This window comes from Siminovitchia acidinfaciens, assembly GCF_003605385.1.
GTDB lineage: Bacteria > Bacillota > Bacilli > Bacillales > Bacillaceae_C > Siminovitchia > Siminovitchia acidinfaciens.
In genome coordinates, this window is record NZ_QYTV02000003.1 from 372465 (window position 1) to 391497 (window position 19033).

Below are 19033 nucleotides of genomic sequence, written 5' to 3' on the forward strand. Positions count from 1 at the left end.
GAAAAAATTTAGTAGGAATGGGGGAGAGACAATGAGTAATTTGGCTCGCCAACTTCAGCAGAACAATAGTGTTCAGCAGCAGGAAGTTCAAATAACTAAAGTTCAGCGACATGCTAAAGTAAGTCCTGGAGAAAAAATATTGTATTTATTGCTGACCGCATTTATAATTTTTATGGCAGTAAAAATTGTTACAGTGCAGGCAGCAGTATATGAAGTTAATAAAGAGGTCCAAGAAATAGAAAGAACGATACAAAAACACGAAAAGATAAATGCCGACCTGTCGATGCAAGTTGATGAACTCAGCAGATATGAGCGGGTTTGGAAGAAAGCCAAAGAGCTCGGACTGAATTTAAACGAGAATAATGTTAAGGTTGTTGAGAATAGATGAATGTTCAAAAAAAAAATAGAAATATAGGAGCAGCGCTGTTATTTTTTATATTCGGGCTGCTCTTTTTTGTCTTGGCAGTTCGTTTTTTTACAATCCAATACACTGGTGAAGTGAAAGGCCAGGCTCTCGCCGCAAAAGCCGCACAAATGTATTTACGCACAGATGTAATTAAAGCAAAGAGGGGAACCATTTACGACCGCGAAGGGGAAGTTATTGCTGAGGATTCCGCATCTTATACACTTGTCGCAGTTTTGGATGGGGCATTGACAGCCGATCCAGAGCACCCGAACCATGTCGTGGATCCCCGGAAAACGGCTGCAGAGCTTTCTGAACACATTTCACTTAGTGAACAGGAAATTTATGATCTGTTGACAAAAGATGGGCGGAAGCAGGTTGAGTTTGGTCCCGCGGGCCGTGATCTTTCCCACCGGACAAAAGAAGAAATTGAAAAGTTGGAGCTCCCAGGGATCGGCTTCATAAAGGATACAAAGCGTTTCTATCCCAACGGCGTTTTTGCCTCCCATTTGATTGGCTATGCCCAAAGAGAGCAGTCTGATGGGAAGCCGTCTGAAATTGTGGGCAAAGCCGGATTGGAAAAAAGCTATAATGAAATGCTTATCGGTAAGGATGGGTCATTACAATATAAAGGAGATTTTTGGAACTATATTCTTCCGAATTCCAAAAAACAGGTCAAGGAGCCAAAAGACGGCAAGGATATTTATTTGACGATTGATAAAAAAATCCAGACGTTTTTGGAAGATGCAATGAATAAAGTGGATCAGGACTATTCACCAAGCAGGATATTTGCAATTGTTGCGGATCCGAAAACGGGGGCGATTCTAGGTATGGGACAGCGCCCCACCTATCATCCTGTGACCCGCGAAGGAATTGAGAAAACATGGCATAACGAAGTGGTCGAAAGCTCTTTTGAGCCTGGTTCAACAATGAAGATCTTTTCTTTGGCCGCAGCCGTTGAAGAAGGAGTTTTCAATCCAAACACCAAGTTTCCATCTGGTAAGTATTATTTAGACAAGAAACAGCCACCGATAAAAGACCATAACCAGGGAGCCGGTTGGGGGGACATTACATACTTGGAAGGTGTGCAACGCTCTTCAAACGTCGGATTTGCCTATCTTTTGGAAAAGATGGGTACAGATACATGGCGCAACTATATGGATAAGTTTAAGTTTGGACAGAAAACCGGTATTTCTCTTCCAAATGAAGCCAGCGGGAAAATATTATACGATTGGCCGATTGAAAAAGTGACAAGCGTCTTCGGCCAAGGTACTACTGTAACTTCCATGCAAATGATTCAGGCGGCTTCGGCTATTGCCAATGATGGTAAAATGATGAAGCCGTATGTTGTAAAAAAAATTACCGATCCAGCAAGCGGCGAGGTCACCGAGACAAAGCCTGAAGTCAGCGGGCAGCCGTTAAGCCCAAAAAGTGCAAAAAAAGTCCGGGATATCTTAGAAACAGTCATTACGTCGGATATCGGTACAGGTAATCAATTTTACCAGCTTGATGGGTATTCTGTAGCAGGGAAAACCGGAACAGCGCAAATAGCGGCGCCTGGCGGAGGCTATTTACAGGGGAGAGAAAATTATATTTTTTCTTTTTTGGGAATGGCCCCAAAAGACGACCCGAAGCTTCTCATGTATGTCGTCGTAGAAAAGCCGAAGCTTGAGCTGGATGAAAATGGAGCTATGCCGGTATCTGAGATATTTAAGCCAGTGATGAAAAGCAGTCTTCAATACTTGAACATTGAGCCAGAGGAGCAAAAGGATGCTGTAATCACTGAAATACCGGATCTGACTGAAATGAGTGTGCAAAAAGCAACGCAATATTTGACTGATAGAGGACTCAAACCAATACTGCTCGGGTCTGGGAAACAGATTGTGTCCTATTCTCCCACACAAGGCGAAAAGCTTATAGAAGGAGAAAAAGTTATCATCAGGACGGACGGGAACCTTTCCGTTCCCAATATGAAGGGATGGTCAAAAAGGGATGTACTCAAGGTTGCCAAGCTTGCTGAGCTGAAGATCAATATGGTTGGCAGCGGCTATGTGATGAAGCAAAATATCAAGCCGAAATCCCGAGTGTCGGCCGGCGATCAGCTCGTTGTTAATTTTGCACCCCAAACTGAAATTATTGAAAAAAACAAAGCGAAAAAAACAAAATCTGATGAAGAACCGCCGCTGGATTGATTCATAAGCGGGCTAACGATTGGTCTAATCATGCAGGACAGGACATATAGTTGAACGAGCCGTAAAAAGAGGAGGGCCTTTTGTGAAGCGGGTTTCAACTGTTACAGTAAGAAAAAGACTGTCCTATTTCCTGCTGATTGGACTTATCGTTTTTTTAATTATTGATATAAGGCTGGGCTATGTACAATTCGTACTTGGGGATGATCTGACCGGCCGTGCCCGTGATTCGTGGAGTAGAAATATTCCTTTTGAACCGGAGCGGGGGAAAATTACGGACCGAAACGGTGTACCGATTGCTGAAAATAAAAGTGCACCGACCGTATATCTCATACCCCGACAAATTGAAAATCCTGCAGCGGCTGCTGAAAGTCTTGCACCTGTCCTGAATGCTTCCAAAGATAAATTGTACAAGCATATGACTGCGAATTCATCCATCGAACGGATTCCGGAAGGAAGAAAGATATCTTATGAGAAGGCCAGGGAAGTACGGGCATTGAATATTAAAGGCGTTTATATTGCAGAGGATTCAAAGCGCCATTATCCATTCGGCCGTTACCTATCCCATGTATTAGGATTCACAGGTATTGATAATCAGGGATTGATGGGCCTTGAATTATTTTATGACAAGGAACTGCAGGGCAAGAAGGGTTCCGTCCAGTTTTTCTCTGATGCCAAGGGAAGAAGAATGCCAGATATGTCAGACGACTATGAAGCTCCGGTAGACGGATATAATTTGAAATTAACGATTGATACAAGGATTCAAACCATTATGGAAAGGGAATTAGATAATGCGGAGGCGCAGTTTAAGCCGGATGGAATTGTGGCTATAGCTATGGACCCTAATAATGGGGAGATCTTGGCCATGTCAAGCAGGCCATCTTTTGATCCAGCCGATTTCCGGGATGTGCCCCAAGAAATATATAATCGGAACCTTCCTATTTGGAGCACCTATGAGCCCGGTTCAACCTTTAAAATTATTACTCTTGCCGCAGCCCTGGAAGAAGGGCTGGTAGATTTGGAACATGACCATTTTTATGACCGCGGTTCAGTGAAAGTCGGAGGAGCAAATCTAAGGTGCTGGAAAAAGGGCGGACATGGCAGTCAAAGCTTTTTGGAAGTTGTCCAAAATTCATGCAACCCGGGGTTTGTCGAACTAGGGGATAGGCTGGGCAAGGAAAAGCTCTTTAATTATATCCGGGGGTTCGGTTTTGGACAAAAAACCGGAATTGACCTGGCGGGCGAGGGAACAGGGATTTTATTTAAAATGGACCAAGTGGGGCCGGTTGAACAAGCTACGACCGCTTTTGGGCAGGGGGTGTCAGTCACACCCATACAGCAAGTCTCCGCTGTGGCTGCTGCAGTAAATGGAGGAACATTATACCAGCCGTATATAGCTAAGGAGCTGGTTGATCCCATAACAGGTACAGTAGCTATGAGGAAGACGCCTGTAGCAAAAAGGCGTGTCATATCGGAAAAGACTTCCAAGGAACTCCGCCATGCGCTTGAGAGTGTCGTGGCCCAAGGTACGGGTCGGAATGCTTTCATAGATACGTATCGAGTCGGCGGCAAGACGGGGACAGCGCAAAAAGCCAAAGACGGAAGATACTTGGAAAATAATCATATCGTCTCTTTTATCGGTTTCGCCCCTGCTGACGACCCCCAGCTCGTCATTTATGCTGCTGTGGACAATCCGAAAGGTACTATTCAATTCGGTGGGACAGTTGCTGCGCCGGTTGTAGGAAAAATAATGGAAGACTCATTGCGTGCCCTCGATGTAAAACCAAGAAAAAATCAAATCGAAAAAAAGACCAACTGGCTTGATCCGCAAATGGTCACTGTTCCTGACTTGCAAGGATATACAAGGAAGGAGCTGCTGCAACAAATGTTAGATTTGCGGCTGGAAGTAAGTGGGGAGGGGACAAAAGTGATCCAGCAGGCTCCCGAGCCGGGCGTCAAGGTCGAAGCCGGATCGGTCATAAGGGTTTATATGAAATAAGGAAAGTGTTAGCGCCCGTTTCGCAACGTACAAAATTGAAATGCGGAAGAGGGTCGCTTAGGGGCGACAAGCGCTGGCTGCCTCCAGCCGCTACGTCCTCGAAAAGCTGATGCTTTTCCTATGTATGATGAGCGCTGCCGAAGTTTTCCTAGTCATGTCGCTGTACTTTCACTAGCACTTCCTGTGCGTTGGTGGAGCTAACGCGTCCTGCCTGTGTTAATCTTAAAACAAAATTCATATAAATTTATTATTTCTTTTTGAAAATTAACGGGTCGTGTATTTGCAATTTGTGAGCTAATCAAAAAGTCTACCCGGATCATTACGGGTAGATTTTTTTATCGTTAATAAAGTTTAAAACTATATAAATTGATCTAAAATTTGTGCATACTTAGGTTGATTTCCGTTCCAGATGGACGCTTTTGTACAGGCGGGGCTTGTCTAACTGCAACGCCTAGCCCGTCACAAGTCAATCGCTTTTGAAGGCAAAGAACGCCTTCGTCAGCGCTCGTCTTGTGCATCTCGGGGCTAAGCAAGGCGTTTCCGCTTATCCAAGAGCCTCTTATGCCGCTTCGCGTCCCGTGGGGTCTCAAGGCCTACGCTGCTCCCGCAGGACCCAGAAAAAGCTTCTTTGAATAACATCTCATGAAGGAAATAAGAAGCATTTTCGAGGAGTCGCCGCTATCCACCGCAATCAACGAACCGGGTTACCATTATTGTCCATTATATATTGCACCAGGCCTATACTTGATGAAATAATTCATTTCGACCTATTGTAGAAGAAATTAATATTCAAATGATGGTGTGATATGTCCAGCTTCAGGCCCCATCGGCACTAGGTCACAAGTCACATGGAATTTTCTCGGGAAGAAAGTGCTCCTCCGGTACAGCTTATTGGAGGGAAGCATATGTTTCCTTCGTCGAAAAGCTGCATGAAGAAAAAACGGTGATGTTTCGCGATTGGATTGAAATCGGCTGCTTTGCTGCGCTGGCTGAAGAACTCCTTAACAAAATTCGTCTTGTGCTTGTCGTCGATAAACGGGCGCACTGTGGTTTTCAAATTTATTACAAAAGAAGGGAACTTCTTAAGTAACAAGCATATAGATGATAACGATGTTTTTTTCAAACAATGGTATGTATTCTAAGTGAAAAAATGTGAGAAATAACTGAATTGATACTTTTTACCAAAGTCTTTACAAATGTGGGATTCCGCATTCCATAGACCCGCCTGCCGCGGTATAATATGAAAGCTGGATGTGGTAAAATGGTTTCAAATCAAGTAGAGTTTATAGAGTTGGGGATATTTTCCCAAATGAAATTTTTTGAAGGCCTAAACACAAGTAGTTTGATGCGGGCATTCAATGAAATAGAAAGGATCTTAAGAATGAAGTTACATACTCTTTTGCAAGCTTTGCCGTTAGTAAAACCCACTATTGAAAACCCGGAAATTACTGATATTGTAAATGATCATAGAAAAGTGAAACCTGGTGCGTTGTTCATTTGTATAAAAGGTCATACCGTGGACGGTCATGACTTTGCCAAGGAAGCGGCAGAAAATGGTGCTGCAGCAATCATATCTGAAAAAGATATGCCGCTGTCTACGCCTTTAATCGTTGTAAGTGACACAAAGCATGCAATGGCGGTCCTTGCCGATGCGTTTTATGGGCATCCGACAGGTAGTCTTCACTTGATTGGCATCACAGGAACAAACGGGAAGACAACTACAAGCTTTATGATTGAAGAGATATTTAGAGATGCAGGCCGCAAGACAGGCTTGATTGGAACAATCAGCATGAAAATCGGAGACCGGATCATCGAGACGAAAAACACAACCCCTGACACGATTGTACTACAGGAAACTTTTGCAGACATGGTCAGTGAAGGTGTGGATGCCGCTGTCATGGAAGTATCTTCGCATGCCCTTGTCCAAGGAAGGGTGGATGGCTGTGATTTTGACGTGGCGGTCTTTACCAACTTGTCACAAGATCATTTGGACTATCACGAAACGATGGAAGAATACCAAAAAGCAAAAGGGCTTTTGTTTACGAAACTTGGAAACACCTATACAAAGCCAAAATTTGCTGTGATCAATGGAGATGACCCGGCAAGCAAGCAGTACATTGCCGATACGTCTGCACATGTTGTAACCTACGGTATCGACCAGCATGCTGATTTTACAGCGGAAAACATAGTTATGGACGGAAACGGAACTTCATTTACACTCGTTTCACCGGAAGGAAAAAATGAAATTTCTTTGAAGTTGATGGGCAAATTCAGCGTCTATAATACACTGGCTGCAATTGCCGCAGCTTATGTTTCAAAGGTTCCGCTTGAAACAATCATCCGTTCAGTTGAAGGAGTACAAGGCGTTCCAGGAAGATTTGAAGGGGTCGATGAGGGCCAGGACTTTTCTGTCATCGTTGACTATGCTCACACGCCTGATAGTCTGGAAAGCGTTTTGAAAACAATCAGGGAGTTTGCCAAGGGTAAGATTTTTGCTGTTGTCGGCTGCGGCGGAGACAGGGACCGTACCAAGCGGCCGCTTATGGCTGAGGCTGCGTGCACATTTGCTACAGATCCGATTTTTACTTCCGATAATCCCCGTACCGAAGATCCGCTTGCCATTTTGAAAGATATGGAAAAAGGCGTGGAAGGCAAACGATATCAAGTGATACCAGATCGAAAAAAAGCCATAACAGCTGCAATTAGTGCTGCTAAGAAAGGCGATGTAGTGTTAATCGCCGGTAAAGGCCACGAAACATATCAAATCATCGGTGATCGAGTATTTGATTTCGACGACCGTCTCGTTGCAAGCAATGCCATTAAGGAGTTAAGAACATGTTGACATATGAAAATATTAAAGAAATTTTACCAGAAACAAAAGGTGTCAGTGATGCGGCCATTTCTTTCGGGTGCATCGCTTTTACCTGCAGTGAAAAACAATTAAAAGGTCTGTTTATACAAACCGGAAAAGATGATGACCTTCAAGCAGCAATTACAAACGGTGCGGTTGCTGCGGTTTGGAAATCAGATGAAGAACTGCCTTTTTATACACCCAATCACTTTCCGGTTTTTCTTTCAGAAGAAGAGCCACTGTCAGCTGTCATCCAGATATTAGGAAATTACAGAAACAAAATGAGTCTGACAGAAACTGATAAAAAAACATGGTTGAAGTTTCCGATAGACGGCAGAGTTCCTGAGGATTTGGTTAAGAAAATGGAGCAGATGATTCAACCCCCAGGGAACACGTCAGGAACGGGGAGGGATGAAGAATGATGGAGCGAGTCGTATTATTTACAATTATCATGGCTTTTCTCATTACTGTTTTATTATCTCCTCTTTTCATCCCGTTTTTAAGAAAACTGAAGTTTGGCCAAAGCATTCGTGATGAAGGTCCAAAATCACATCAAAAGAAAAGCGGCACCCCTACAATGGGTGGCATTTTGATCATTATCTCGATTATGATCACGACTTTGATCATGACGTGGAAATATACGGAGCCCGGTTCTGATACATATTTGCTTCTTTTGGTCACATTTGGCTACGGACTCCTTGGATTCCTGGATGATTTTATCAAAATAGCCTTGAAGCGTAATCTCGGCTTGACCTCCAAACAAAAATTGGTTGGTCAAATCGTAATTGCCCTTATTTTTTATTTTGTGTTGAAGTCATTTGACTTTTCTACGGCCATTTCGATCCCATTAACGGGAATTTCCATTGATCTGGGTCCTTTTTATGCCTTTTTCATCATATTTTGGCTAGTAGGTTTTTCCAATGCGGTCAATTTGACTGATGGCCTTGATGGCCTTTTGTCAGGAACGGCTGCGATTGCTTTTGGGGCATTCGCTATTTTGGCATGGAGTCAGTCGCAATACGAAGTGTCGGTTTTCTCAGTTGCTGTTGTTGGTGCCGTGCTTGGATTTCTTGTTTTCAATGCGCATCCTGCAAAAGTGTTTATGGGAGATACCGGATCCCTTGCACTTGGCGGAGCGATTGCGGCTGTCGCCATTCTGACCAAAACGGAAGTAATACTTCTGGTTATTGGCGGTATTTTTGTTATAGAAACATTGTCTGTCATTTTACAAGTGATCTCTTTTAAGCTGACAGGAAAACGGATTTTTAAAATGAGTCCGCTGCATCATCATTATGAGTTGGTCGGTTGGTCGGAGTGGCGCGTTGTGGTCACGTTTTGGGCTGTCGGTCTGCTTTTTGCCATTTTAGGAATTTACATAGAGGTGTGGGTGTGAATTGAAGAAGATTACAGATTATGAACATAAAAAAATACTCGTACTGGGGTTAGCAAAAAGCGGCATTGCTGCCGCCTCTTTATTACATGAATTGGGGGCATTTGTGACGGTAAACGACCAAAAGCCTTTTGAGGAAAATACTGCAGCCCAGAGCCTGCTGGAAAAAGGCATTAAGGTAATATGCGGCAGCCACCCGCCTGAGCTACTTGATGAAGGGTTCGAGTTGATTGTAAAAAATCCCGGGATCCCTTATACAAATCCACTTGTTTCAAAAGCAATGGAAATGAATATCCCAATCATTACGGAAATTGAACTGGCTTACCGAGTGTCGGAAGCTGATATTATCGGCATCACGGGTTCAAATGGTAAAACGACAACTACTACCCTCATCTTTAACATGTTAGAAGAGGCGTCTAAAAATCCGCTGATTGCGGGAAATATCGGAACGGTTGCATCTGAAGTGGCCATGAAAGCAACCAGTGAAAATCAAATGGTTGTGGAGCTGTCATCGTTTCAATTGATGGGTGTGGATCAGTTCAAACCTCATATCGCCATCATTACGAATGTATATGAAGCCCATCTGGATTACCACCAGACAAAAGAAAATTATGCGGAGGCAAAAGCAAATATTACCCGGAACCAGACCGAGGATGACTTTTTAATTGTGAATGCCGACCAGGAAGAACTCCTTGAACTCGTCAGCTTTTCCCAAGCCGAGCTCATTCCTTTTTCAACGGTACGTTATCTTGAAAAAGGGGTATCTATCAAGGAAGGTAAAGTATTCCACTTTGGTGAAGAGGTCATTGGCCTTAGAGACATTTTACTTCCAGGAAAACATAATCAGGAAAATATTCTTGCAGCCATAGCAGCGGTGAAAATCCTTGGAGTTGGCAACGATGCAATAAAACGTGTACTAGCCACGTTTCAAGGAGTGGAGCACAGAACACAGTTTGTCGCTGAAGTGAATGGAAGAAGATTTTATAATGATTCAAAGGCAACAAACATACTGGCTACCAAAAGTGCATTGCAGGCATTTGATCAGCCTGTTGTGCTTCTAGCCGGCGGCTTGGACAGGGGAAACAGTTTTTCGGAGCTTGTTCCGCATATGTCAGGTGTAAAAGCGCTGATTTTGTTTGGAGAAACAGCTGATAAGCTGGAAGAAGCAGGAAGGGAAGCGGGAATACAATCCATTTATCACGTCGATAATGTTGAGGAGGCTGTTCCGCTTTCATTTAACGTATCAGAACCTGGTGATGTTGTCCTGTTGTCACCGGCATGTGCAAGTTGGGATCAATATAAGACATTTGAAGTACGGGGTAATATTTTTGCACAAGCCGTGCATAAACTGAAACAGAGCCAATAAAAAGGTGTATGGAACAGGCTTAAATACAGTGGAGGCAGAGGTGCTGACTGTTGCCCTTGAAAAAATCTACACCCGATTTCATTTTGATTCTCGTCACCCTGACATTGCTGGCAATTGGACTGATCATGGTTTATAGCGCCAGCGCTGTATGGGCAGATTATAAGTTTGCCGACTCCTTTTTCTTTGCAAAAAGGCAGCTTTTGTTTGCAGGACTGGGTTTTGCCGCCATGTTTTTAATGATGAACATCGATTACTGGTCTTGGAGAAAGTGGGCCAAGCCAATTTTGATCGTATGTTTTATATTATTGCTTGTGGTACTGATTCCAGGTATTGGAATGGAAAGGAACGGTTCAAGAAGCTGGATAGGGGTCGGCGCCTTTTCCATTCAGCCGTCTGAATTCATCAAGCTCGCACTGATTGCCTTTTTGGCAAAGTTCCTTTCCGAAAAGCAACGTTACATTACTACGATAAAAAAAGGCCTGGCGCCTTCCTTGTCGTTGGTGTTTCTCGCTTTCGGGCTGATCATGCTGCAGCCGGACCTGGGTACGGGAACAGTCATGGTGGGGACATGCATGGTAATGCTCTTCATAGCAGGTGCACGGATTTTCCATTTTGCCGTATTGGGCCTAATTGGTCTTGCAGGCTTCGTCGGATTGATTATCTCGGCACCTTATCGAATCGCAAGGATCACTTCCTTTCTAGATCCATGGCAGGATCCGCTAAACAGTGGGTTTCAGATTATCCAGTCTCTATATGCGATCGGACCCGGAGGCTTGTTCGGATTGGGGCTTGGTGAAAGCAGGCAGAAGTTTTTTTATTTGCCGGAGCCGCAGACAGATTTCATATTTGCCATCCTTTCTGAAGAACTTGGTTTTATCGGGGGAAGTCTCGTCATCTTGCTGTTTGCTCTGCTGTTGTGGCGCGGGATAAAAATTGCTCTTGGAGCGCCTGACCTATATGGCAGTTTCTTGGCAGTAGGTATCATTTCCATGATTGCTATCCAGGTAATGATCAATATCGGCGTAGTGACAGGATTAATGCCGGTAACGGGAATTACACTTCCTTTTTTAAGCTACGGGGGATCTTCACTGACAATCATGTTAATGGCTGTGGGTGTCCTGTTGAATATTAGCCGATATGCAAGAGTCTGAAAAGAAACTCAATATCAATTGGGTTTCTTTTTTATTTCAAAATAACAACAATCTGCCGGGAACACATTTTTCTTGTATAAAATATAGTAAAATAAGATAATTAAGGAGTTTGGTCTATTAAGTAGATTACACTAGTTGAGGTGTTACCATGAAAATCATTGTAAGCGGCGGAGGTACCGGGGGACATGTATACCCGGCGCTGGCCTTAATCCGGACAATTAAAGAAAAGCATCCGGATACAACATTTCTATATATTGGAACAGAAAAAGGATTGGAAGCAAATATTATCCGCAGGGAGAACATACCATTTGAAACAGTGGAAATCACTGGGTTTAAACGGTCGCTATCCTTTGAAAATATCAAGACACTTGTCCGTTTTTTCAAGGGCGTCAAACGATGCAAGCAGATTATCAAGGACTTCAAACCAGATGCGGTGATTGGAACAGGAGGATATGTCTCGGCTCCCGTAGTTTATGCTGCAGCAAAAAAGAATATCCCCGCCGTCATCCACGAACAGAACAGTGTACCGGGCTTAACGAATAAGTTTTTAAGCAGGTTTGTACAAAAGATTGCTATCTGTTTTGACTCAGCCAAGGAGTTTTTTCCTGCAAACAAAGTCATTCTGACAGGCAATCCAAGAGCCTCTGAGGTGGTCGGAAAAGTAGGGCGCGGTGAACTGGCGAAGCTGGGATTAAAGGAGAACGTTCCGACAGCCTTGATTACAGGCGGAAGCCGGGGAGCAAGGCCAATCAATGAAGCTGTAATTAAATCATTGACCCAACTGGCCAATAAGCCGTATCAAATTTTATACATAACCGGAGAAGTTCACTTTGAAGCTGTAAAAAAAGAAGTTGCTTTGATCGGCGACTCTCCAAATGTAGTCGTCGTTCCTTTTATTCATAATATGGAAGAAGTGCTTGCCGCAACAGATGTTGCTGTTGGAAGAGCCGGAGCTACCTCGCTGGCCGAAATTACCGCGTTGGGGCTTCCATCCATACTTATACCAAGTCCGTATGTTACTAATAACCACCAAGAAAAAAATGCGGCTGTTTTGACATCCGCTGGTGCTGCTATTATGCTGCCAGAGAAGGAATTGTCCAGCCAGAAGCTTATTTCCGCCCTTGATGAAATCTTATTGGATGATAAAAAAAGGAAGAGCATGGGAGAAGCATCGAAGAAGCTGGGGATGCCGGATGCATCCGACCGGTTATATGACGTGCTTTTAAATATGATTGAACGCGGCAGGAGTTGAAAGGGGCATGAACATGGAAAAAATTATTGAAGAACTGCGTGCAAATGAAGTTGGAAAGGTAAAGGCAAATGAACCGCTGTCCAATCATACTACGATTAAAGTCGGAGGGCCTGCGGACATTTTCGTTGAGCCTGATTCCATAGATAAACTTATAAAGACAATGGAAATTATCCAAAAAAATAAGCTGCCATGGAGAGTCATCGGACGTGGGTCGAACCTCCTTGTTTCCGATGAAGGAATTGTTGGAGTTGTCATCAAACTCGCTAAAGGCATGGATAATTTGGATATAGATGGAACAACCGTCCGTGTTGGAGCAGGATATTCATTTATTGTTCTGGCCAATGCATTGGGAAGAAAAGGGCTGAGCGGCTTTGAATTTGCAGGAGGGATACCGGGGTCTGTCGGAGGAGCTGTGTATATGAACGCTGGTGCTCATGGATCCGATGTTTCAAAGGTTTTGGAAAAAGCGCGAGTGCTTTTTCCTGATGGAGCTGTCGAATGGCTGACTAATGAAGACATGGAGTATTCATACCGGACTTCGATACTTCAAAAGAAACGGCCTGGAATTGTCCTGGAAGCCGTATTTAATCTTCAAGAAGGCGATCGCGACATTATTGCGGCAGAAATGAAGAAACATAGGACTTATCGTCGCGATACCCAGCCGGTTAAACCGTGCTGCGGAAGTGTATTCCGTAATCCGCTGCCGGAACATGCAGGAAAACTAATGCAAGACGCCGGTTTGAAAGGATATTCTATTGGAGGAGCTCAAATATCAGAACTCCACGGGAATTTTATCGTTAACAATGGAACGGCAAAAGCGGCGGATGTATTGGCACTGATAGAGTATATGAAAGAAACAGCGCTTGAAAGAAACGGTATTGAATTGCATACGGAAGTTGAAATAGTAGAGAGAAAAGCAAAGGGCAACGCTTAGCGACAGACCTGACCGGATAAGCGGAAACTCCTTGTTCAGTGCGGGCAAATAAGACGATTCCCGAAGAAGGAATTTTTCAGATGCCACACGGAACCTACTGAACTCAATCCCATCGCATGATATTTCTTTAAGTAGGTACGCTTCGTGCAGCTTTGGTAACAAAGCTTTCTGAATAGCCTTGGAGCACCCAAGGGGGAAGCCTGCTAGTTGCTGAAGCTCGGAGCTGAACATTAGATAAGCGTTGCACCTATAAAAAATAAAACTTTTTCAAAGAGGATATAAGAGTGAAAGGGGGAAAATGGCCGTGGAGAAAGGGAAAGTTTTATCCCTGGAAGACAGGATTCCAAAGATAAAAGAGCATCGAAGGCGGAAAGCGAACAGGCGGCTCATTTTCCTTATTTCATTATTCTTTCTTTTGATCATGTTAGTCATTTATTTCCAATCTCCCTTAAGTCATATTAATGAAATCAAAGTTGAGGGGAATGAATCGGTTCCGGATAAGATCATTATCAAAAACAGCGGTCTTAAGAAAGGTAACAATATTTGGAAACTGGATAAGAAGGAAGCGGTCAAAAATATTGAAGAGCTTCAAGAAATCAAGAATGCAAAAATCAAGCTTGGTTTCCCTAACACAGTTTATTTGCAAGTAAAGGAGTTTAAGACGATAGCTTACGTCTCTACTGGGACAGAATTTCACCCAATCCTGGAGAACGGGTTGATTGTAGTGAACAATCATGAGGGGGGGGTTCCGGTAAGCGCGCCGATCCTATCGAGTTTCAAAGAAGATGGGGTTTTGGAGCATATGGCCAAGGAATTGAAGGAGTTGCCACCAGAAATTATAAATGTCATTTCGGAAATATATTATACGCCGAAAAAAACGGACAAGTATCATATCACACTTTTTATGAATGATGGATTTGAAGTGAGTGCAACAATACTGAGTTTCTCGGAAAAGATGGTTCATTATCCTTCTTTCGTCAGCCAGTTGGATCCTAAAATCAAAGGGGTCATAGATTTGGAGGTAGGTTCATTCTTCAAAGCCTATGAAACTAAAGAATCAAATAACAAAAATGAAGGAGAATAACTACGCAATCTTCCTCCCTTTTATATGTTTTTTCAGATTTATTGACAATGTTCTACATCGACGGTTAATTTAAGTGATTTTCCTAAATATTCAACTTGAGGTAAGTTTGGCTTTTCTAGGGCATCATCTTAGTGTAGACTAATATTTAGCTGCTGTATTTGGTAAAAGCCATAGATAGGTAGAAATTGCCGTAATTCGTAGAATGTTGTTGAATGAAATAAACGGTGTCAAGAAAAATAACGAATAAAACTCCTAAAAAATTTAATGGAATAAAAGGGAATTTCCTGAATTTGCCGAATACATAAAGGTAATTGCTGTGTCAAGAATGATTATTTTAGAAATTTTGATATATCAAGATATAGAGAGTATCAAAGGAGGTGCCGCGGGATGAACAATAATGAAATGTATGTAAGCCTTGATATAGGTACATCAACCGTAAAGGTAATCATAGGTTCAATGGGTAGTGATTCATTGAATATAATTGGGGTTGGAAATGTCAGTTCCAAAGGAATTAGAAAAGGTTCCATTGTTGATATAGATGAAACGGTTCATTCAATTAAAAGTGCGGTCGAGCAGGCAGAAAGAATGATAGGGATGAAAATCAACGATGTGATTGTCGGGATTGCCGGCAACCATGTCGCTTTACAGCCTTGCCATGGGGTGGTTGCTGTATCTAGTCAAAATCGGGAAATTACGAACGAGGATGTAGCCAGAGTAATGGATGCGGCACAAGTCATTTCAATCCCGCCTGAAAGAGAAATCATCAATGTGATACCTCGCCAATTTATTGTAGACGGACTGGATGAAATCACAGATCCGAGAGGAATGATCGGGGTCCGGCTTGAAGTGGAAGGAACCATTATCACAGGAGCAAAAACAATTTTACATAATACGCTGCGATGTGTTGAACGTGCGGGCCTGAGCATTACTGACATTGTATTACAACCGCTCGCAGCTGCTGCTGCAGCCCTCTCAAAAGATGAGCAGCAGCTTGGAACAGCTTTAATTGATATGGGTGGCGGATCAACAACACTTTCAGTATTTGAAAACGGAAGCATCAAAAGTGTCAGCGTCATCCCAGTAGGCGGTGAACATATTACAAAAGACCTGTCCATCGGTCTCAGGACAGCCACAGAAGATGCGGAAAAAATCAAGATTACATATGGACATGCATTTTATGACCATGCATCTGAAGATGAAGTGTTCAGTGTGCCGATCATTGGCAGCGACCAACATCAGCAGTTCAATCAGCTGGAACTTTCGGATATTGTGGAAGCTAGGATGGAAGAGATTTTTGAATTGGTTCAAGAAGAATTAAAAAGAATGGGAATTACTGATCTGCCTGGAGGTTTTGTATTAACGGGTGGTTCCGCCAATATGCCGGGCGTAGTTGAACTCGCACAAGTGATTTTCCAGAGTAGAGTAAGAGTGGCAATTCCCGATTATATTGGGGTGCGTGAGCCCCAGTATACGACCGCTGTCGGCTTAATCAAGCATTCTTATCAGAATGCCAGATTGCAAGGAAGAACTGTTAGCACATCTCCGGTTCACGTAATTAATGAACATGAACACGGGTCGATGCAAGATCCACAACCGACAGCTAAGCCAAAAGCTGAAAAGGATCCGGACAAAAAAATATCCACTAAAGTTAAAAAGTTTTTTGGCTACTTTTTTGAGTAATGCATCCGGTTGAATAAAACGAACAGGAGGATATGTCATGTTGGATTTCGATACAAATATTGATTCTTTAGCGACTATAAAAGTAATCGGGGTTGGCGGCGGCGGAAACAATGCTGTAAACCGTATGATTGAACATGAGGTACAAGGTGTTGAGTTTATCGCAGTAAATACTGATGCCCAGGCATTGAACTTATCCAAGGCAGAAATAAAAATGCAAATTGGTGCCAAACTCACAAGAGGGCTTGGAGCAGGAGCTAACCCAGAGGTTGGTAAAAAAGCAGCCGAGGAAAGTAAAGAGCAAATTGAGGAAGCATTAAAAGGGGCAGACATGGTTTTTGTCACAGCAGGAATGGGTGGAGGAACTGGTACGGGAGCAGCACCTGTAATCGCTCAGATTGCAAAGGACCTCGGAGCACTGACTGTCGGAATAGTCACGAGGCCATTTACTTTTGAAGGACGGAAACGAGCGACACAGGCTAGCGGCGGAATTGACGCAATGAAAGAGGCTGTTGACACATTAATAGTCATTCCGAATGACAGACTTCTGGAAATTGTTGATAAGAGCACTCCGATGCTGGAAGCCTTTAGAGAAGCCGATAATGTATTGCGCCAGGGTGTTCAGGGCATTTCCGAATTGATTGCTGTCCCAGGATTGATTAACCTTGACTTCGCAGATGTCAAAACAATTATGACTAACAAAGGATCTGCCTTAATGGGAATTGGAGTTGCAACAGGTGAAAGTCGAGCAGTGGAAGCGGCCAAAAAGGCAATTTCTTCTCCACTTTTAGAAACCTCCATTGATGGAGCCCAAGGTGTCTTGATGAATATTTCGGGCGGAGCCAATTTAAGCTTATTCGAGGTCCAGGAAGCAGCAGATGTTGTTGCAACTGCCTCCGATCAAGAGGTAAATATGATTTTTGGTTCAGTTATTAACGATAATTTGAAAGAAGAAATTGTTGTTACGGTAATAGCAACCGGGTTTAACGATGCAAAACCTCAAAAAAAGCAACAAGCTCCATTGTTTGGGCAAATGCGACAACAACAAGCTCCAATGCAGAACCGTGAGCAAAAAAGGGAAGAAGTGCAGGAACAGCCCGTAAGGTCTAACCAGCAACAATCCCTTGAAGATACGCTTGATATACCTACTTTTCTCAGAAACAGAAATAGAAGAAGATAATTACCGCTCTATAAAGAAGCTGCCCAGAAAGTCAATGATAACTGACTTTACTGGACAGCTTTATTTTTATAACGGGAGCTATTGGGATCTGCTTACGGCGCAAAAATGCAGTGCGCGGGCAACTGTTTTTTTGTTAGAGGCGTGTATTTTAAGTCATGGTGGCCGAAAGCCTAACATTCTTACTATCTCAGTCACTATGAACGCATCACTGTCCCCCAATTGCCAGTAACTTCGCTTTTGTGGCCACTATGAAGCAGTCATAGTGACCACAAAGTAGTTTTCACCGCTTCCCCGGTAACTATGAAAGCAGATGATAGGCATCCATCCCCCATTTTTTCCGGAATACGAAGATTCGTATCGCTCACCATTTTCAAAGGTTGCGGCTGGCTCCCACTTTTCCAATCAGTCTTTAGGTTGATGGACAGGCGCTTTTGCTTTTGCTCTCATCTTTCCCTCTTTAGCCATTCTTCGATGCTAATTGTGAAAACTTCTCTAAATTCACATACAGGAATTGACACAATCCAATTTTTGCGTCCGTTATACTAATCATTAATAGAAAAAGCCGGGCATTCTAAAATGCTTCAGCCTCTTTGGGGGGTCGTACAAATGATCATTTACATGGATGTCATCTGGTTTTTAAACTTCCTAGTCGACAGTTTACTCCTATGGGTAACTGCCATATTCCTGAAAAGGGATGTAAAGACCTGGAGAATACTCCTGGGAGGCCTGATGGGCTCTAGCCTAATCCTATTGGCTATCACCCCTGTCGCTGCTCTTGCAAGTCATCCTGTGATTAAAATGTTCGTGTCCTTTTGCATGGTTTTGACTGTATTCGGTTTTAAAAGATTAAAGTCCTTTATGTCTTGTTTGTTGACGTTCTATTTCTCGACTTTTCTCATGGGTGGAGTTTTACTCGGAACGCATTATTTACTTACGTATGATTTGAAGCTTAGGACGGCCGTATCGTTGGAAAGTATCCGCGGATTCGGCGACCCGGTCAGCTGGCTGTTTGTGGCAGCCGCTTTTCCAGCAGCATGGCATTTCTCTAAAAGAAGGGTGGAAGACCTGACGATTTCTTCAATTGAGTATGATGTTCTGATTGATGCCACTATTCGAATCAATGGTCTTGATCTTCAACTAAAAGGGTTAATTGACAGCGGAAATCAATTATATGACCCGATATCCAAAACCCCGGTTATGATTGCAAGTATTTCCACCTTTAATGATCAGTTGCCGGACGAAATTGCACAGCTTGCTGACAAGAAAAACAATCCAATTGAACTCGCAGATACAATACCAGATTCTTGGAGTGAAAAGATGAGGCTGATACCTGCCAAAACTGTAGGGAACAATAATCAGTTGCTTTGTGCATTCAAGCCCGACGCTCTTTTATTACAAACCGGAGAGGAGCGACGGGTTGCTAAAAAAGTTCTTATAGTTTTTACAGATCAAGAATTATCCAGTGATGGACGTTTCCAGTGTATTGTCCACCCGGCAATGGTGGAACAGGCTGTCGTTCAAAATGCTTCCTAATCAGGTGTAAAGTATATGGGAGGA

14 protein-coding genes are annotated in these 19033 nt (G+C 43.2%); all 14 read left to right on the top strand.

What is annotated here, in order from left to right:
• The first annotated feature begins 31 nt into the window (after positions 1–31).
• The gene (ftsL, locus tag D4T97_RS09135) at positions 32–388 is read left to right on the top strand and encodes a cell division protein FtsL (protein WP_126049858.1); all 357 of its coding nucleotides are present in this window, start codon (positions 32–34) and stop codon (positions 386–388) included.
• A complete protein-coding gene (locus D4T97_RS09140) occupies positions 385–2595 on the top strand; it encodes a penicillin-binding protein (RefSeq protein ID WP_126049860.1) in 2211 nt (736 codons plus the stop codon). The genes ftsL and D4T97_RS09140 overlap by 4 nt, the downstream gene beginning before the upstream one ends.
• An 82-nt stretch (positions 2596–2677) precedes the next feature.
• A complete protein-coding gene (locus D4T97_RS09145; protein WP_126049862.1) occupies positions 2678–4591 on the top strand; it encodes a stage V sporulation protein D in 1914 nt (637 codons plus the stop codon).
• A 1381-nt stretch (positions 4592–5972) separates the two neighbouring features.
• Positions 5973–7433, top strand: coding sequence for a UDP-N-acetylmuramoyl-L-alanyl-D-glutamate--2,6-diaminopimelate ligase (locus D4T97_RS09150; protein ID WP_126049864.1), 1461 nt, complete (start codon positions 5973–5975; stop codon positions 7431–7433).
• Positions 7427–7864: a hypothetical protein gene (locus D4T97_RS09155; RefSeq protein ID WP_126049866.1), complete on the top strand. Its 438-nt coding sequence runs from the start codon at positions 7427–7429 to the stop codon at positions 7862–7864. The genes D4T97_RS09150 and D4T97_RS09155 overlap by 7 nt, the downstream gene beginning before the upstream one ends.
• Positions 7861–8835: a phospho-N-acetylmuramoyl-pentapeptide-transferase gene (gene mraY / locus D4T97_RS09160; RefSeq protein WP_126049868.1), complete on the top strand. Its 975-nt coding sequence runs from the start codon at positions 7861–7863 to the stop codon at positions 8833–8835. Before D4T97_RS09155 ends, mraY begins: the two co-directional genes overlap by 4 nt.
• 1 nt (position 8836) lies before the next feature.
• A complete protein-coding gene (gene murD, locus D4T97_RS09165; protein ID WP_126049870.1) occupies positions 8837–10198 on the top strand; it encodes a UDP-N-acetylmuramoyl-L-alanine--D-glutamate ligase in 1362 nt (453 codons plus the stop codon).
• 50 nt (positions 10199–10248) lie between these two features.
• Positions 10249–11349 carry a stage V sporulation protein E gene (gene spoVE / locus D4T97_RS09170; protein WP_126049872.1) on the top strand — a complete coding sequence of 367 codons (1101 nt, stop codon included), beginning with the start codon at positions 10249–10251 and terminating at the stop codon, positions 11347–11349.
• Positions 11350–11497: 148 nt separating this feature from the next.
• Positions 11498–12601, top strand: coding sequence for an undecaprenyldiphospho-muramoylpentapeptide beta-N-acetylglucosaminyltransferase (murG, locus tag D4T97_RS09175; RefSeq protein ID WP_126049874.1), 1104 nt, complete (start codon positions 11498–11500; stop codon positions 12599–12601).
• A 13-nt stretch (positions 12602–12614) separates the two neighbouring features.
• A complete protein-coding gene (gene murB / locus D4T97_RS09180) occupies positions 12615–13535 on the top strand; it encodes a UDP-N-acetylmuramate dehydrogenase (RefSeq protein ID WP_126049876.1) in 921 nt (306 codons plus the stop codon).
• Between the two features lie 298 nt (positions 13536–13833).
• A complete protein-coding gene (locus D4T97_RS09185; protein ID WP_408021596.1) occupies positions 13834–14619 on the top strand; it encodes a cell division protein FtsQ/DivIB in 786 nt (261 codons plus the stop codon).
• Positions 14620–15006: 387 nt separating this feature from the next.
• Positions 15007–16299: a cell division protein FtsA gene (gene ftsA / locus D4T97_RS09190; protein WP_126049880.1), complete on the top strand. Its 1293-nt coding sequence runs from the start codon at positions 15007–15009 to the stop codon at positions 16297–16299.
• 37 nt (positions 16300–16336) lie between these two features.
• On the top strand, positions 16337–17476 hold the full coding sequence (gene ftsZ / locus D4T97_RS09195; protein ID WP_126049882.1) for a cell division protein FtsZ: 1140 nt from the start codon (positions 16337–16339) through the stop codon (positions 17474–17476).
• Between the two features lie 606 nt (positions 17477–18082).
• On the top strand, positions 18083–19009 hold the full coding sequence (spoIIGA, locus tag D4T97_RS09200) for a sigma-E processing peptidase SpoIIGA (protein WP_126049884.1): 927 nt from the start codon (positions 18083–18085) through the stop codon (positions 19007–19009).
• The last annotated feature ends 24 nt before the right edge of the window (positions 19010–19033 follow it).